The following is a 13,033-nucleotide window of genomic DNA, read 5'->3' on the forward strand; positions in this document are numbered from 1 at the left end:
TCTGGCACAACTGGCACATCGGCGCACCGGTCAAGCGTTCTCTGATCGCTTACGACCACTGACCAGCCAACAATTACCCATCAACGATCTAGGGCCGGCGCCCGAGGTAGGCGGCCAGCCGGGTGTAGACGTCGGCGTCGTCGGACGCCGTGACGACCGCGCTGAACGGACCCCGCTCGCTGCGGTCCTCTGGCGGTGCGAGCTTCGAGAATGCGTCGAGGGCCTGCTCGGCAAGGTCGGGGTCGAGTCCGGCGAGTCGCCGGGTGGCGTGTGCGAGATCCCAGGAATGAACCGTGAACTCGTGGGTGTAGACGTCGAGAGCCGTACGGCCGGGCAGCGTGGCCCACGGTAGCTGGACCATCCGGTCGAGCCTCTCGTCGTCGGCCCACACCCGGTCGACCTCGCTGCGGGCCCGGGTGAACGCGCTCGCCCAGCCGTCATCGGCGATGCCGCCGATCACATCGGGGATGCCGCGCGCATCTTCTCCAACGCCGACGCGGGCGAGCTTGTGCAGCACCGCGACGACATGCCCGAGCAGCGCGCGAACGTCGTAATCGGCACAGGGCGTTCGGTTGCCCAGTTCATCGGGACCGACCGCTGCGACCTGCCGCCCGGCTTGGTCAAGTGCCCGGGCGAAGGTCGGACGCGGGTCGTCGGCCGTATCTGTCGTCATGACCGGAACCCTACGGGGACACAGCGACAGGGCAGCACCTGCCCTTGCCGGTCGCCTCCCCTGAACGTCGCCGGTCCGGTTCCACCGAGCGCCGTGCAGCGGGGAAAGGCGTGGCGCGAGATCCCGCTGCGTTGCCCGAACCAGGCCGCCGACCGGATCGTTGCCCGTTTCGGCCGCACGCGGTCCGCACCCCGACCCGGACCGGCCGGGACCCGGCGGCCTGCGGCATCGGGATCGCCTGCTGCTGCGGCGGACCGGGGCGCCGGGCGGGCGGCCAGGTCACGAGTGGTGCCGTTGTGACGTAGGCTACCGTTTGTTCATTTTTGTACGTACAGACAGTACGTACAACTAGACTTCCCAAGGCGGCACACGACGGGACGCACACCGCCCGTCATCCGGAGAGGAGTGGACATGGCCGACCCCGGTCGCTCCACAGTCCCGTTGTTCACGACGATGAGCCGGATCCCCGGCGGGCTGATGCTCGTCCCGCTCGTCCTCGGCTCGCTCATCGGCACCTTCGCCCCCGGGGCGCTGGACATCGGGAGCTTCACCACCGCGCTGTTCAAGGACAGCGCGCTGCCGCTGATCGCCCTGCTGATCTTCGCCACCGGCACCCAGGTGACCATGCGCACCGGCGGCCCGGTCCTGGCGACAACGGGCGTGGTGCTGCTCGGCAAGAGCGTCATTCCCGGCCTGCTGATCGTCGCCCTCGGCGCGTTCGTCGGCCCGGAAGGCATCCTCGGCGTCTCGATCCTCGCCCTCTTCTCCGCGGTGACCAACTCCAACGGGGGCCTGTGGCTCGCTGTGACCGGGCAGTACGGCCGCGCCCGCGACCGCGGCGCCTACATCGCCGGGGCGGTGAACGACGGACCGTTCTTCACCCTCCTGTTCCTCGGCGCCTCCGGCCTCGGGCAGATCCCCTTCCTCGCGATGCTCGCCGCGCTGATCCCCTTCATCCTCGGCGTCGTCGTCGGCAACATCGACGCCCAGTGGCGCGAGACCCTCAAGCCGGTCCCCAACATCGTCATCCCGTTCTTCGCGTTCGCCCTCGGCACCGGGATCGACCTGAGCGAGGTCGTCTCCGGCGGGCTCACGGGCATCGTCCTCGGCGTGCTCATCACCCCCCTCACCGGCGGGCTGGTCTACCTCGGCTACCGGTTCCTGCTGCGCCGCGGCAACGAGAGCCCCATCGGGTTCGCCGCCGGCACCACCTCCGGCAACGCGGTCGCGACCCCCGCGGTCGTCGCCGCCGCCGACCCGTCCTTCCAGGCGTACGCGGCGACCGCCACCTCGCAGGTGGCGGCATGCGTCCTGGTCACAGCCCTACTCGCCCCACTGATGGCCTCATGGCTGCTCAAGCGCAACGGCGCCGCAGCGGCCATCGCCCAGAGCGAGGACGCGGAGGCACGCGCATGAGCCCTGAAATCGCCCTCATCGCCGACGACCTGACCGGCGCCGGCGACACCGCCGTCCAGTTCCTGCGCGCCGGGTGGTCCACCGAGCTGCGGCTCACCGGCGGCACCCGCACGACCGCCGAGGTGGTGGCGCTCAGCACCGACTCGCGCGCGCTGCCCGCCGACACGGCGGCATCGGCGGTCGCCGAGCAGACCGGGCTGCTGCGCGCCGCAGGGGCCGCCCGCCTGTACAAGAAGGTCGACTCCACCCTGCGCGGCCCCATCCGCGCCGAGATCGACGCCGCGCTCCGCGCCTGGGCGCCCGACTCCGTCGCGGTGGTCTGCCCCGCGTTCCCGCCCGCCGGGCGGACGGTGCGCGACGGCGTCCTGCGCGTCGACGGCGTCCCCGTCGCCGAGACCGCGATCGGCCGCGACCCGGTGACCCCCGTCAGCGAGAGCAGCGTCCCGGCCCTCCTCGGCGCCGCGCACGTGCGGCTGGACGGCGAGGGGGCGGCGGCCGACGCCGCCCTGATCGCCGCCGCCGGGCCGGTGGTGACCGTCGACGCCGAGACGGACGCCGACCTCGAACGCGTCGCCCGTGCGGTCGCCGCCCTCGGCGGGCGCGCGATCCCGGTGGGCTCCGCGGGGCTCGCCGCGGCGATGGCGGGCGCCTGGGCGGCCGACGACGCCTCCCCCGCGCTCGTCGTCGTCACCTCCCTGCACCAGGCCACCCGCGGGCAGGTCGCGGCGCTCGAACAGCGCCACCCCGACGCCGTCCTGCGCCCGGACCCCGCCACCCTGCTCGACGACGCCGCCTGGCGCGACTGGAGCGCAGCGGCTGCGGCCCGGCTCGCAGCGGCCGACGAGCTGCTCGTCCTCGTCGCCCCCGAGGACCGGCACGCCGGCCTCGACCCGGCGCTGCTCGCGCGGCGGTTCGGCGCGCTCGCCGCGGGACTCGCGGCCGAGCACCCCGTGTCCGGGTTCGTCGTGACGGGCGGCGACGGCGCCCGCGCCGTTGTCGACGCCATGGCGGCGACCGGGATCTCGCTGACCGGCGAGGTCGCCACCGGGGTGCCCATCGGCACCCTCATCGGGGGCCCGCTGCACGGACGCTTCCTGGTCACCAAGGCCGGCGGGTTCGGCGGCACGGACATACTCATCGACGCCGCGGCAGCGGTCCGCCTCAGGAGGCAGCGCGCATGACCATCCCGACCCTCGCCGTGACACTCGGGGACGTCGCCGGTATCGGACCGGAGATCACCGCCAAGTCCCTCATCGGCCACCCCGACCTGCGCGACGTCTGCCGCCCGGTCGTCATCGGCGACGCCGACTCCGTGCGCTCCGCCGTCGCGGCCATCGGCGCCGACCCGGCGGCCGTCCGCGTGATCGACTCCCCCGCCGACGCCGCCAACGAACCCGGCACCGTCGAGGTCGTGCAGACCGGCCCGTCGCTCGCCGACGTGCCCTTCGGGCAGCTCGACGCGCGCGCGGGCGACGGCGCCGCCCGCTTCGTGAAGCGGGCCTGCGCGCTCGCCCGCGAGGGGCAGGTCGACGGCATCGTCACCCCGCCGCTGAACAAGGCCGCCATGCACCTCGGCGGGCACCAGTGGCCCGGCCACACCGAACTGCTCGCGCACGAGTTCGGGGTCACCGACTTCAGCCTGGTGCTGTCAGCGGGCGACCTGTACTTCTTCCACATCACCACGCACGTGTCCCTCTCGGACGCCATCCGGCTGCTCACGCCCGAGCGCGTCGAGACGGTGCTGCGCCTGGTCGGCTCCTTCGCCGCGGCGCTCGGCACCCCCGATGAGCGGATCGGCGTCGCCGGGCTGAACCCGCACGCGGGCGAGAACCGGCTCTTCGGCGACGAGGACGCCGACGTCATCGCGCCCGTCGTGCGCAAGCTCAACGAGGAGGGTGTCAACGCCGTCGGCCCGCTCCCCGCCGACGCGCTCATCCCCGCCGCCGTCCGCGGCGACTACAAGCTCATCACGGTCTGCTACCACGACCAGGGGCACGGCCCGTTCAAGGCCGTCTACGGCGACGACGGGGTCAACATCACCGTGGGGCTGCCCGTCGTCCGGGTGTCGGTCGACCACGGAACGGCGTTCGACATCGCGGGGAAGGGCATCGCCAGGGAGGCCAGCCTGGTGCTGGCGATGCGCCGCGCCGCAGAGCTCGCACCCGGGTGGGACCACGTCTGGCAGACCGGGCAGGCCCGCCGCTCCGCCTGAACCCGGCACCGGGGCGGGGGCGCGCGGACGGGGGTGCGCGGACGGCGCCGCACGTCCGGGCGCCCACGCCCCGCGTCCGGTGCCGCGTCCGGCGCCATGCAGTGCCGTCCAGTGCGGTGCCGTCCAGTGCCAGGAACGATCCGCAGGAGAACACCTAGAATTCCCGCTATGCCCGTCGACCGCTCCGGCCCCACACCTCTGCACGCGCAGATCTCCGACACACTGCACGCGGAGATCAGGGACCGCACGATCCCGCCCGGCGACGCCCTGCCGAGCGAGGCGGCACTGTGCGAGCGGTTCGGCGTCTCGCGCAGCGTCATCCGGCAGGCGCTGGCGACCCTCGCCGACGACGGCGCGGTCCGGCGCGTCCGCGGCCGCGCGGCGGTGGCGCTCGGCACCGGCGAGCACCGGCGGCTCGTCCAGCGCGTCACCGGGCTCTTCGACCAGTTCGACAGCACCGGGCTGAGCCTCGGCACCCGGGTCCTGTCGCTGCGGCGCACCACGGCGCCCCGGCACATCGCCGAACGGCTCGGCGCAACGGAGGTCCTGCGGATCGAGCGCGTGCGCTCCACCGCCGACGGACCGCTCGCCTACGTGCGCACCTGGCTGCCCGCCGACCGGTTCGAGGACCTCACCGCCGACGTCCTCACCGACGCCTCACTGCACCGGCTGCTGCGCGACCGGTTCGGCGTGCGCCTGGTCAGCGGCCGCCGCCAGGTCCGCGCCGTGCCCGCCGACGAGCACATCGCGTCCTGCCTCGACGTCGCGCCGGCGGCCCCGCTGCTGCTGCTGGAGGGCAGCAGCGCCGAGCCCGGAGGCGCGCCCGTCGAATGGTTCGAGAGCTGGCACCGGTCCGACCGGATCGTGTTCGACATCGACGCCGAGGAGGACGCCGAGCAGGTCGTCCTCTCCCCCGCGCACCGGCCCGCCGAACGCCGCGCCCCGAGCGGCGGCGCGGACCCCGGGGGCGGGGACCCCGGGGGCGCGCTCCAGCGGGCCCGGCGGCTCCTCGCGGAACTGGGCGCCGAACTCGCCGACCTCGACACCGGCAACGACCCCGGTCCCGGCCGAGCCTGAACCGCCGTCCCGGCACCGGGCAGGACTGGATCCGGGCCGGGCGGGGCGGTTCCGGGCCGGGCGGGGTCCGGAGCCGCGTCCAGGAGTCGGGCGGCGCCCAGGCACACGTCCAAGAGCCGGGGTCCGGCACACGAACGGCCGGTGCGCGCCGCTCCAGGGTGCGCACCGGCCGTACCAACGCGAGCGGGGCGCACGGCCCCGCCATCGGCGCGCTACAGGCCGCCGATCCCCACGTACTTGGTCTCCAGGAACTCGTCGATGCCCTCGCGGCCGCCTTCGCGGCCCAGGCCCGACTGCTTCATCCCGCCGAACGGAGCGGCCGGGTTGGACACGACCCCCTGGTTGAGGCCGACCATGCCGGTCTCCAGCGCCTCGGAGACCCGGAACGCGCGCCCGAGGTCCTGCGTGAAGACGTAGCTGACCAGGCCGTACTCGGTGTCGTTCGCGGCGGCGAGCGCCTCGTCCTCCGTCTCGAAGGTGATGATGGGTGCCACCGGACCGAAGATCTCTGTCGAGGACAGCTCGGCGTCCTTCGGCACCTCGGCCAGCACCGTGGGCGGGTAGAAGTACCCCTGGCCCGACGCGGGCTCCCCGCCGACGAGGACCTTCGCGCCGCGGCGGGTGGCATCGTCGACCAGGCTCTGCACCTTCTCCCGCGCCTTGGCGTCGATCAGCGGGCCGACGTTGACCTCCTCGGTGCCGCGGCCGACGCTCAGCGCGCCCATGCGCTCGCTCATCCGGCGGGCGAACTCCTCGGCAACGCCGGACTGCACGTAGATCCGGTTGGCGGACGTGCACGCCTCGCCCATGTTGCGCATCTTCGCGGCCATGGCGCCCTCGACAGCGGCGTCGAGGTCGGCGTCGTCGAAGACCAGGAACGGCGCGTTGCCGCCCAGCTCCATGGACGTGCGCAGGACCTGCTCGGCGCTCTGCTCCAGCAGCTTGCGGCCCACGCCGGTGGACCCGGTGAAGGACACCTTGCGGATCCGGCCGTCGCGCAGCAGCGGCTCAGTGACGCCCCCGGCGTCGGTCGTCGGCAGCACGCTGAGAACGCCTTCGGGCAGGCCGGCCTCGCGCAGGATGTCGGCGAGGGCGAGCATGCTCAGCGGGGTCTGCTGGGCCGGCTTCACGACCATCGTGCAACCCGCCGCCACAGCGGGGCCGATCTTGCGGGTGCCCATGGCCATCGGGAAGTTCCACGGCGTGATGAACATGGCGGGCCCGACCGCCTGGCGCATCACCAGGAAGCGGGACTGGCCGTTGGGCGCCACCGAGAACCCGCCGTCGATGCGGACGGCCTCCTCGGAGAACCACCGGAAGAACTCCGCGGCGTAGGCGATCTCCCCCTTCGCCTCGGCCACCGGCTTGCCCATCTCCAAGGTCATGAGCAGCGCAAGGTCGTCCTGGCGGGCCATGAGCAGGTCGTAGGCGCGGCGCAGGATCTCGCTCCGCTCACGCGGCGCGTACTTCGCCCAGGACGGCTGGGCCGCCGCTGCGGCGTCCAGCGCGGCGAACGCGTCGTCGGTGCCGGCGTCGGCGACCTCGCACAGCACCGCCCCTGTGGCCGGATCCTCGACCTTGAAGGTCGCTCCGTTCTTGGCGTCGCGCCAATGGCCGCCGATGAGCAACTGCTTGGACACCTGCTCGACGACCTGCGTCTCGCGTTCTGCCGAGGTCATGTCTCTCGCGTCCCCTTCCGGGCTCGTGCCTGGGTCCCCTGGGTGATGCCGGTCCGGCGCGTCTCGCGCGCCGCTCCACGCCATACGGCTCCCCATCCTGCCTGATCCGCTGTTGGAGCGGCCGGGCGGGATTCGCCGTGGTGCAGAACCTGGACACCGTCCAAGCGGGATGATTCCATAGCCGTGTCGATTGTCAACAATCCTACGGAACGAGGACCAGAGAATGGCTGAGAAGGCGTCCGAGTCCGCCGCGCTCTCCCCGATCCTGAAGCAGGCGACCCCCGTACTCGCCGCCAGAGGCGAGGGCGTCTACATCTTCGACGAGGACGACCGCCGCTACCTCGACTTCACCGCGGGCATCGGTGTCACCAGCACCGGGCACTGCCACCCCAAGGTCGTCGAGGCGGCGCAACGCCAGGTGGGTACCCTCATCCACGGCCAGTACACCACCGTCATGCACCGCCCCCTGCTGGAGCTCACCGAACGGCTCGGCTCCGTCCTCCCCGACGGCATCGACCGGCTGTTCTACGTCAACTCCGGCAGCGAGGCCGTCGAAGCGGCACTGCGCCTGGCACGGCAGGCGACCGGCCGCCAGAACGCCATCGTGTTCCAGGGCTCCTTCCACGGGCGCACCATGGCGGCGGCGTCCCTGACCACGTCAGGGGTGAAGATCCGGGCCGGCATCGGCCCGCTGATGCCCGGCGTCGCCGTCTCCCCGTTCCCCTACGCCTACCGGCTCGGGATGACCGAGGAGCAGGCGAGCGAATACGCGCTGCGCGAGCTCGACTACCTCCTCACGACGGTCAGCTCGCCCAGCGACACCGCCGCGATCTTCATCGAACCGGTGCTCGGCGAGGGCGGCTACGTGCCCGTTCCCGACTCCTTCCTGCGCGGGCTGCGCGAGCGCGCCGACCGGCACGGCATCCTGCTCGTCATGGACGAGGTGCAGACCGGCTTCGGCCGCACCGGCAAGTTCTGGGGGCACGACCACTCCGGCACCCGCCCCGACATCGTCATCACCGCCAAGGGACTCGCCAGCGGATTCCCGCTCTCCGCCATCGCCGCGCCGAGCGAGATCATGGACCGCGCATGGCCCGGCTCCCAAGGCGGGACCTACGGCGGCAACGCGGTGTCGTGCGCCGCGGCCCTCGCCACCCTGGACGTCATCCAGAACGAGGGCCTGGTCGACAACTCCGCACAGATGGGCGAGCGCCTCCACAAGGGGCTCCGCGGCGTCGCCGACGCCCACCCGGTCATCGGTGACGTCCGCGGCCTGGGCCTGATGCTCGGCAACGAGTTCACCGCCCCCGACGGCAGCCCCGACGCCGCGACCGCGACGAAGGCGCACCGCATCGCGGCCGAGAAGGGCCTGCTGCTGCTGACCTGCGGGCCGCAGGGCAACGTCGTGCGGATGATCCCGCCGCTCATCGTCAACGCCGAGCAGATCGACGCCGCCGTCGACCTCTGGTCGGCCGCCGTCACCGAGGCCGTGAGCTGACACTGAGACCGTGAGCTGACACCGACCACCCAATAACCCGCCCGGGGGCGGGGGCGCCCACAGCCCCCGCCCCCGAGTGGGGCGCCCAGTGCCCGCACCCTGGGGCGGCTATGTGCCCCTGCCTCGGGGGGCGGCAGATCCGCCAACGGGCCCCACCCCACCCGTCGGCAGGCCCTCCTGCGGACCACATCGGGGATCACGCTCCGGTGCCATCCGCATGACCTGAAGGGTAAAAAAAGCCCCGAAAGGTAAAGTTCTTCCCACCGGGCCATCACTCTCTGCTAAACCTGGGGGAATGTATCCGCAAGCGGCCCCGGCCCCGTACTCCGGCTGCAAGGGTGTCGGAATCGCCCTCCTCCTGGGGTCACCCGGTTGGCTCGCCACCGGCTCCCCATTGCCGGCCGCAGCGGCGGCCGCCCTCGGTGCGGCACTACTCAGCTACGGCTGGGCGCGAGCCCCCTTCGCCCCGTTGACGATCGCCCACATGTGGCCCGACCCCCACACCCCCGGCAGCACCCCGCCCACCGGCGGCACGGGCTCGTCAGCAGGCGACAGCACCCCCCTGACTGACGGCAGCGCGCCCCGCTCGTCCACGGGCGACAGCGGTCCCCACTTGTCCACCGGCGCTGCGGACGGCCGCTTCCCGGCAGGAGGCGGCGACTCCCGGCCACCGTCCGAGTCCCACACCGCGGACGACACGGACGAGGTCCAGTACGTCCGGCGCACCGGTTCCACGGCGTACGGCCGCCGCTCGACCTTCCCGTCGTTCCTCGCCCTCCTCCACGCGGAGTTCAGCACCCCGCTCCGCGTCCGCCAATGGCGCCGCAACCGTCCCGAACAGACGTAATCCCCCTCACACCACGCCGTCCCCGCCCGAAAACCCGTCCAGCCCGCAGGTCCCCCTGTGTTAAAGTCGGTGACGTCGGCGAACACGCGCGCCGCACCCAGCACTCGTAGCTCAACGGATAGAGCATCTGACTACGGATCAGAAGGTTGGGGGTTCGAGTCCCTCCGAGTGCACAGTGCAGAACAGCAAGAACGAGGCCCTGACCTGGAAACAGGTCAGGGCCTCAGTCATGTGACCGCGGACACACGAGTGGCCTCGCGACGTGGGAGTGGGAACGCCATCACCAACCAAGCCTCTGAACTGCATATTTGCGGCAAGTTGGGAGCGTGCCCAGTGAGAAGTTCTATCGAGAATTGCAAGTAGCTGGTCGCACAGTCGCACACTCCAATTTCTCGGTCTCATCAGACCGAGGGTTGAGGGACCTTGACTGCCCTCCAGGCTAGGTGTCGCGTTGAGCGACGGTGTGCCATAGGCCGGAGTCGTCCTGTTGGTGGTGGTCGACGATGAAGCCGGCCGCGGCGAGCTGGTCGGTGACCCATTGCGGTGCGATGCGGAGTTTCGGATAGCTGCTCGTGGTGATGGTCCAGCCGTTGTCACCGCGTGTGTAGATGATGTCGTGGACCTCGACCGTGTCTTCGGCGGAGAAGTCGAGGAAGCAGAGCATGATCTTGCTTTCGGTGCTGCGAACCGGGATGACGCGGTCGGTTCCCTGCAAGGGGCGGGTCAGGTCGCGGTAGGTCAGCACGAGTCGGCCTCCTGGCCGCAGCGCTCGCGCCGTGTGGTCGAACAGGGCTGTGACGGCGGTCCGGCCGGGCAGGTGCAGCAGTGTGTCGCCCATGCACACGGCCAGGTCGAGTGTCCGCGGGGCGAACGTGGTGAGGGCGTTGACCGCGTCGTCGTGAACGGTTTCCACGGTGGTGCGTTCGGTGGTGTGGGTGCGTAGTTCGGCGAGCAGCGACTCGTCGGTGTCCACGGCGAAGACGGGGCCGTATCCCATGTCCGCCAGGGCCAGGGTCTGCCCGCCGGAGCCGCACCCCAGATCGACCGCGGAGCCACCGTTGGCGTGTGCGGGCCCATCGAGCAGGGATTCCAGCAGGACGCGTTGGTCACGAGCGGTCTGTTCGATGTCACCGCCGAGCATCCAGGTGTAGTTCGCGGCGAGCAATTGCTGGTAGTGCCGGTCGACGGTGCTGGTCACTTGGTCGTCTCCTCCCGGTCGTGCAGCCGGGCGCGGATTCGCGCGCGGGTGGCGCGGTGCTGGCTACAGCGCTCTTCCTGGGCCGAGTCGAGGATCGTGGTAAGGCTGGCGCCGATGCCGTGGACGCGTTCGATGGCCTGATCGTGGCCCAGCCGATCGCGCTCGGTCGCGGTCGCGTACAGGATCCCTCCCGCACTGACCAGGTAGTCCGGTGCCCAGATGATTCCGCGCGCGTGCAAGAGCTCGGCGATTCCTTCATGGGCGAGCTGGTTGTTGGCCGGTCCGGCAATGGCCGCGCACCGGAGCCGGGGCACGAGGTCTTCCGTGAGCTGGCCGCCGAGGGCGGCGGGGACGAGCACGTCGAGTTCGGCTGTGAGTGCCTGCTCAGGGCTGGTCCACTCGGCGCCGAGCTGCTCGGCGACCTCTCGCCGTGCGGGGTCGGTGTCGGAGACGGTCAGTGTCGCGCCGGCCGCGGCGAGTTCGCGGGCCAGGAGGGTGCCGACGTGGCCGAGGCCGACGAGACCGATGCGGCGGCCGTCGAGCGCAGGTGATCCGTCGATGTGGGCGCACAGGGCGCGGAGCGCGACCATGACTCCCGTGGCCGTGTGCGGGGACGAGTCCCCGCTGCCGCCCAGTTCGCGGGGCCTACAGAACACGTTCGTTGTGCGCTCGCCGATGGTGGCCATGTCGTCGGGTGTGGTTCCGACGTCGGGCCCGGTCGCATAGCGGCCGTGGAGGCCGTCGATGACGTCGCCGACGTCGTGGAGGAGGTCCCGTCGTCCTGCCGCGTCGAGGACGTGGCCGGGTGGGAGGGGGACCACCGTCTTGCCGCCCCCGTGGTCCATTCCGGCGGCGGCGCACTTGTCGGTCATTCCGGCCGAGAGGCGCAGGGCGTCGGCAAGACCATCGGTCCAGTGGCGGTAGCGCCAGAATCGGCACCCGCCGATGGCTTGTCCGCGTTCGGTCGAGTGGACGGCCACGATGATCGGGACCCCGCTGCGCCGGCCGCGGCGCACCACCACGTCCTCGTGTTCGAGCTCTGGGACGCGGTGTTCGCTGATCGTGTCCATGGGGTCCTTCCAAGGTCGGCGGACGAGGAACCGGACCGATGCCGAACAGGCGATCCTCTGTTCCCGGTACTGCTCATCCGTATGGCCGGATGACGGACCCTGATATTAGTCATATGACCCATGAATGACCATGATTCCGAACATATGGCCGGAACTCGATGATATCTTCCGGCCATGGATGAACTTGATTCGGCGATCCTGGGCGAGCTCCAGAAAGATGCACGGCAGACCAACCGCGAACTCGCCCGGCGGTTGGGCGTCGCCCCGTCGACGGCTCTGGAGCGCGTCCGGTCCCTCGAACGGCGCGGGGTGATCCGCGGGTACCACGCGGACGTCTCGCTGTCCGCGCTGGACCGCAGCGTGCAGGCATTGATCTCGGTACAGGTGCGGCCACTTCATCGGCAGGTGATCGATTCCTTCCAGGATTTCGTCGCCGCCCTGCCCGAGGTGCTGTCGGTCTTCGTGGTGGCCGGAAGCGACGACTTCCTGCTGCACGTGGCGGTGCAGGACCTCGACCGACTGCATGCCTTCCTCATCGACCGGCTCAGCAAGCGCAAGGAGGTCACCGGATTCAAGACCTCGGTCATCTACCGCCATACACGTTCCACGCTGTCTCCGCACTGAAGCCTTCTGGAGTTCAGGAGAGAGCATCTGTACAGGCGCAGGTCAGCGCACATCCTCGGCATCTGAATACAGGATTGGATGGAATAGGAAATCGATCTGCGAACCAGCCGGCCAGCAGCGCGATCGTGGATCCCACCGCCGCGACCCCGCCGAGCTGAGCGGCCAGCCAGGCGATCGGGCGGCCCAGGAGCAGCGGCCCGGCGCTGACGCCCATCGCGTTGGAGGAGAGGATCAGCCAGATGAACGTGGCCGACGACAGCACCACGCTCAGCGTCGCCGAGATCACCAGGGTCCCGGCCGCCCGGCTGAGCGGACGCCCCACCGCCCGGCTGAGTGGACGCCCGGCCGCCCGGGTGATCGGAGGGTGTCCCTTGGCCGCGCGGCGGCGCCGGGCCAGGGCGGAGATGCCGTATCCGGTGCAGGCGCCCAGGATCGCCGCCATTGCCGCCAGGTGCAGCCAACAGCTCTGCCACCAGGGCGCGGGCGCCGAGGCCAGGGATCGGTGCGGCTGCGCGGGCGGGGCGTCGGCCGAGTCCGCGGGTGCCTCGCCCGTCGCCACCGCGTCCACCCACTGGCCCACGGTCTCGGCGTAGCCCGAGACCAGGACGTCGGTGTGCCAGGACCACGATGCCCTGGCGGGCGAACGCCTCGGCCTCGGCTTTCAGTACCTCCCAGCCCAGCCCGGCGCCGGATCCGTGGACGAGCACCAGCCCGGGCCGTTTCTCGCCGTCCGCTGAGC

Annotated in this window: 12 protein-coding genes and 1 tRNA gene; 8 read left to right on the forward strand and 5 right to left on the reverse strand. The window is 71.4% G+C overall.

The window, feature by feature from the left end; translation table 11 throughout:
* Positions 1 to 88: 88 nt before the first annotated feature.
* Positions 89 to 673 (reverse strand): TIGR03086 family metal-binding protein, encoded by a 585-nt coding sequence (locus CLV63_RS19965; RefSeq protein WP_106584694.1) that lies wholly within the window; start codon positions 671 to 673, stop codon positions 89 to 91.
* 411 nt (positions 674 to 1,084) lie between these two features.
* Here CLV63_RS19965 and CLV63_RS19970 point away from each other — a divergent pair, with 411 nt between their 5' ends.
* The 4 genes from CLV63_RS19970 to CLV63_RS19985 all read left to right on the forward strand — a co-directional run bounded on the left by CLV63_RS19970 (position 1,085) and on the right by CLV63_RS19985 (position 5,378).
* Positions 1,085 to 2,089, forward strand: a complete 1,005-nt coding sequence (locus tag CLV63_RS19970) for a 2-keto-3-deoxygluconate permease (protein ID WP_106584695.1) — start codon at positions 1,085 to 1,087, stop codon at positions 2,087 to 2,089.
* A complete protein-coding gene (locus tag CLV63_RS19975) occupies positions 2,086 to 3,270 on the forward strand; it encodes a four-carbon acid sugar kinase family protein (RefSeq protein ID WP_106584696.1) in 1,185 nt (394 codons plus the stop codon). Before CLV63_RS19970 ends, CLV63_RS19975 begins: the two co-directional genes overlap by 4 nt.
* Positions 3,267 to 4,301 carry a 4-hydroxythreonine-4-phosphate dehydrogenase PdxA gene (pdxA, locus tag CLV63_RS19980; RefSeq protein ID WP_106584697.1) on the forward strand — a complete coding sequence of 345 codons (1,035 nt, stop codon included), beginning with the start codon at positions 3,267 to 3,269 and terminating at the stop codon, positions 4,299 to 4,301. The genes CLV63_RS19975 and pdxA overlap by 4 nt, the downstream gene beginning before the upstream one ends.
* A 168-nt stretch (positions 4,302 to 4,469) precedes the next feature.
* Positions 4,470 to 5,378, forward strand: coding sequence for a GntR family transcriptional regulator (locus tag CLV63_RS19985; protein ID WP_211301391.1), 909 nt, complete (start codon positions 4,470 to 4,472; stop codon positions 5,376 to 5,378).
* A 212-nt stretch (positions 5,379 to 5,590) separates the two neighbouring features.
* On the opposite strand, the gene CLV63_RS19990 is transcribed toward CLV63_RS19985, so the two are convergent.
* The gene (locus CLV63_RS19990) at positions 5,591 to 7,057 is read right to left on the reverse strand and encodes an NAD-dependent succinate-semialdehyde dehydrogenase (RefSeq protein WP_106584698.1); all 1,467 of its coding nucleotides are present in this window, start codon (positions 7,055 to 7,057) and stop codon (positions 5,591 to 5,593) included.
* Between the two features lie 223 nt (positions 7,058 to 7,280).
* Here CLV63_RS19990 and CLV63_RS19995 point away from each other — a divergent pair, with 223 nt between their 5' ends.
* The 3 genes from CLV63_RS19995 to CLV63_RS20005 all read left to right on the forward strand — a co-directional run bounded on the left by CLV63_RS19995 (position 7,281) and on the right by CLV63_RS20005 (position 9,575).
* Positions 7,281 to 8,555, forward strand: coding sequence for an aspartate aminotransferase family protein (locus CLV63_RS19995; RefSeq protein WP_106584699.1), 1,275 nt, complete (start codon positions 7,281 to 7,283; stop codon positions 8,553 to 8,555).
* A 295-nt stretch (positions 8,556 to 8,850) separates the two neighbouring features.
* Positions 8,851 to 9,402, forward strand: coding sequence for a hypothetical protein (locus CLV63_RS20000; protein WP_146165617.1), 552 nt, complete (start codon positions 8,851 to 8,853; stop codon positions 9,400 to 9,402).
* A gap of 100 nt (positions 9,403 to 9,502) precedes the next feature.
* A tRNA-Arg gene (locus CLV63_RS20005) sits at positions 9,503 to 9,575 on the forward strand.
* A 266-nt stretch (positions 9,576 to 9,841) separates the two neighbouring features.
* Here CLV63_RS20005 and CLV63_RS20010 read toward each other — a convergent pair.
* Together CLV63_RS20010 and CLV63_RS20015 are read right to left on the reverse strand one after the other, a co-directional pair.
* Positions 9,842 to 10,600, reverse strand: a complete 759-nt coding sequence (locus CLV63_RS20010; RefSeq protein WP_211301392.1) for a class I SAM-dependent methyltransferase — start codon at positions 10,598 to 10,600, stop codon at positions 9,842 to 9,844.
* On the reverse strand, positions 10,597 to 11,670 hold the full coding sequence (locus CLV63_RS20015; RefSeq protein ID WP_106584701.1) for a Glu/Leu/Phe/Val dehydrogenase dimerization domain-containing protein: 1,074 nt from the start codon (positions 11,668 to 11,670) through the stop codon (positions 10,597 to 10,599). Before CLV63_RS20015 ends, CLV63_RS20010 begins: the two co-directional genes overlap by 4 nt.
* Positions 11,671 to 11,844: 174 nt before the next feature.
* On the opposite strand from CLV63_RS20015, the gene CLV63_RS20020 reads away from it, so the two are divergent.
* Positions 11,845 to 12,294 carry an Lrp/AsnC family transcriptional regulator gene (locus tag CLV63_RS20020; protein WP_106584702.1) on the forward strand — a complete coding sequence of 150 codons (450 nt, stop codon included), beginning with the start codon at positions 11,845 to 11,847 and terminating at the stop codon, positions 12,292 to 12,294.
* A 13-nt stretch (positions 12,295 to 12,307) separates the two neighbouring features.
* Here CLV63_RS20020 and CLV63_RS33250 read toward each other — a convergent pair whose 3' ends face one another.
* Complete coding sequence (locus tag CLV63_RS33250; RefSeq protein WP_146165618.1) at positions 12,308 to 12,874, reverse strand: hypothetical protein; 567 nt, start codon at positions 12,872 to 12,874, stop codon at positions 12,308 to 12,310.
* Positions 12,875 to 13,033 lie beyond the last annotated feature (159 nt).

The sequence above is a fragment of the Murinocardiopsis flavida genome, assembly GCF_003014485.1.
GTDB classification, from domain to species: domain Bacteria; phylum Actinomycetota; class Actinomycetes; order Streptosporangiales; family Streptosporangiaceae; genus Murinocardiopsis; species Murinocardiopsis flavida.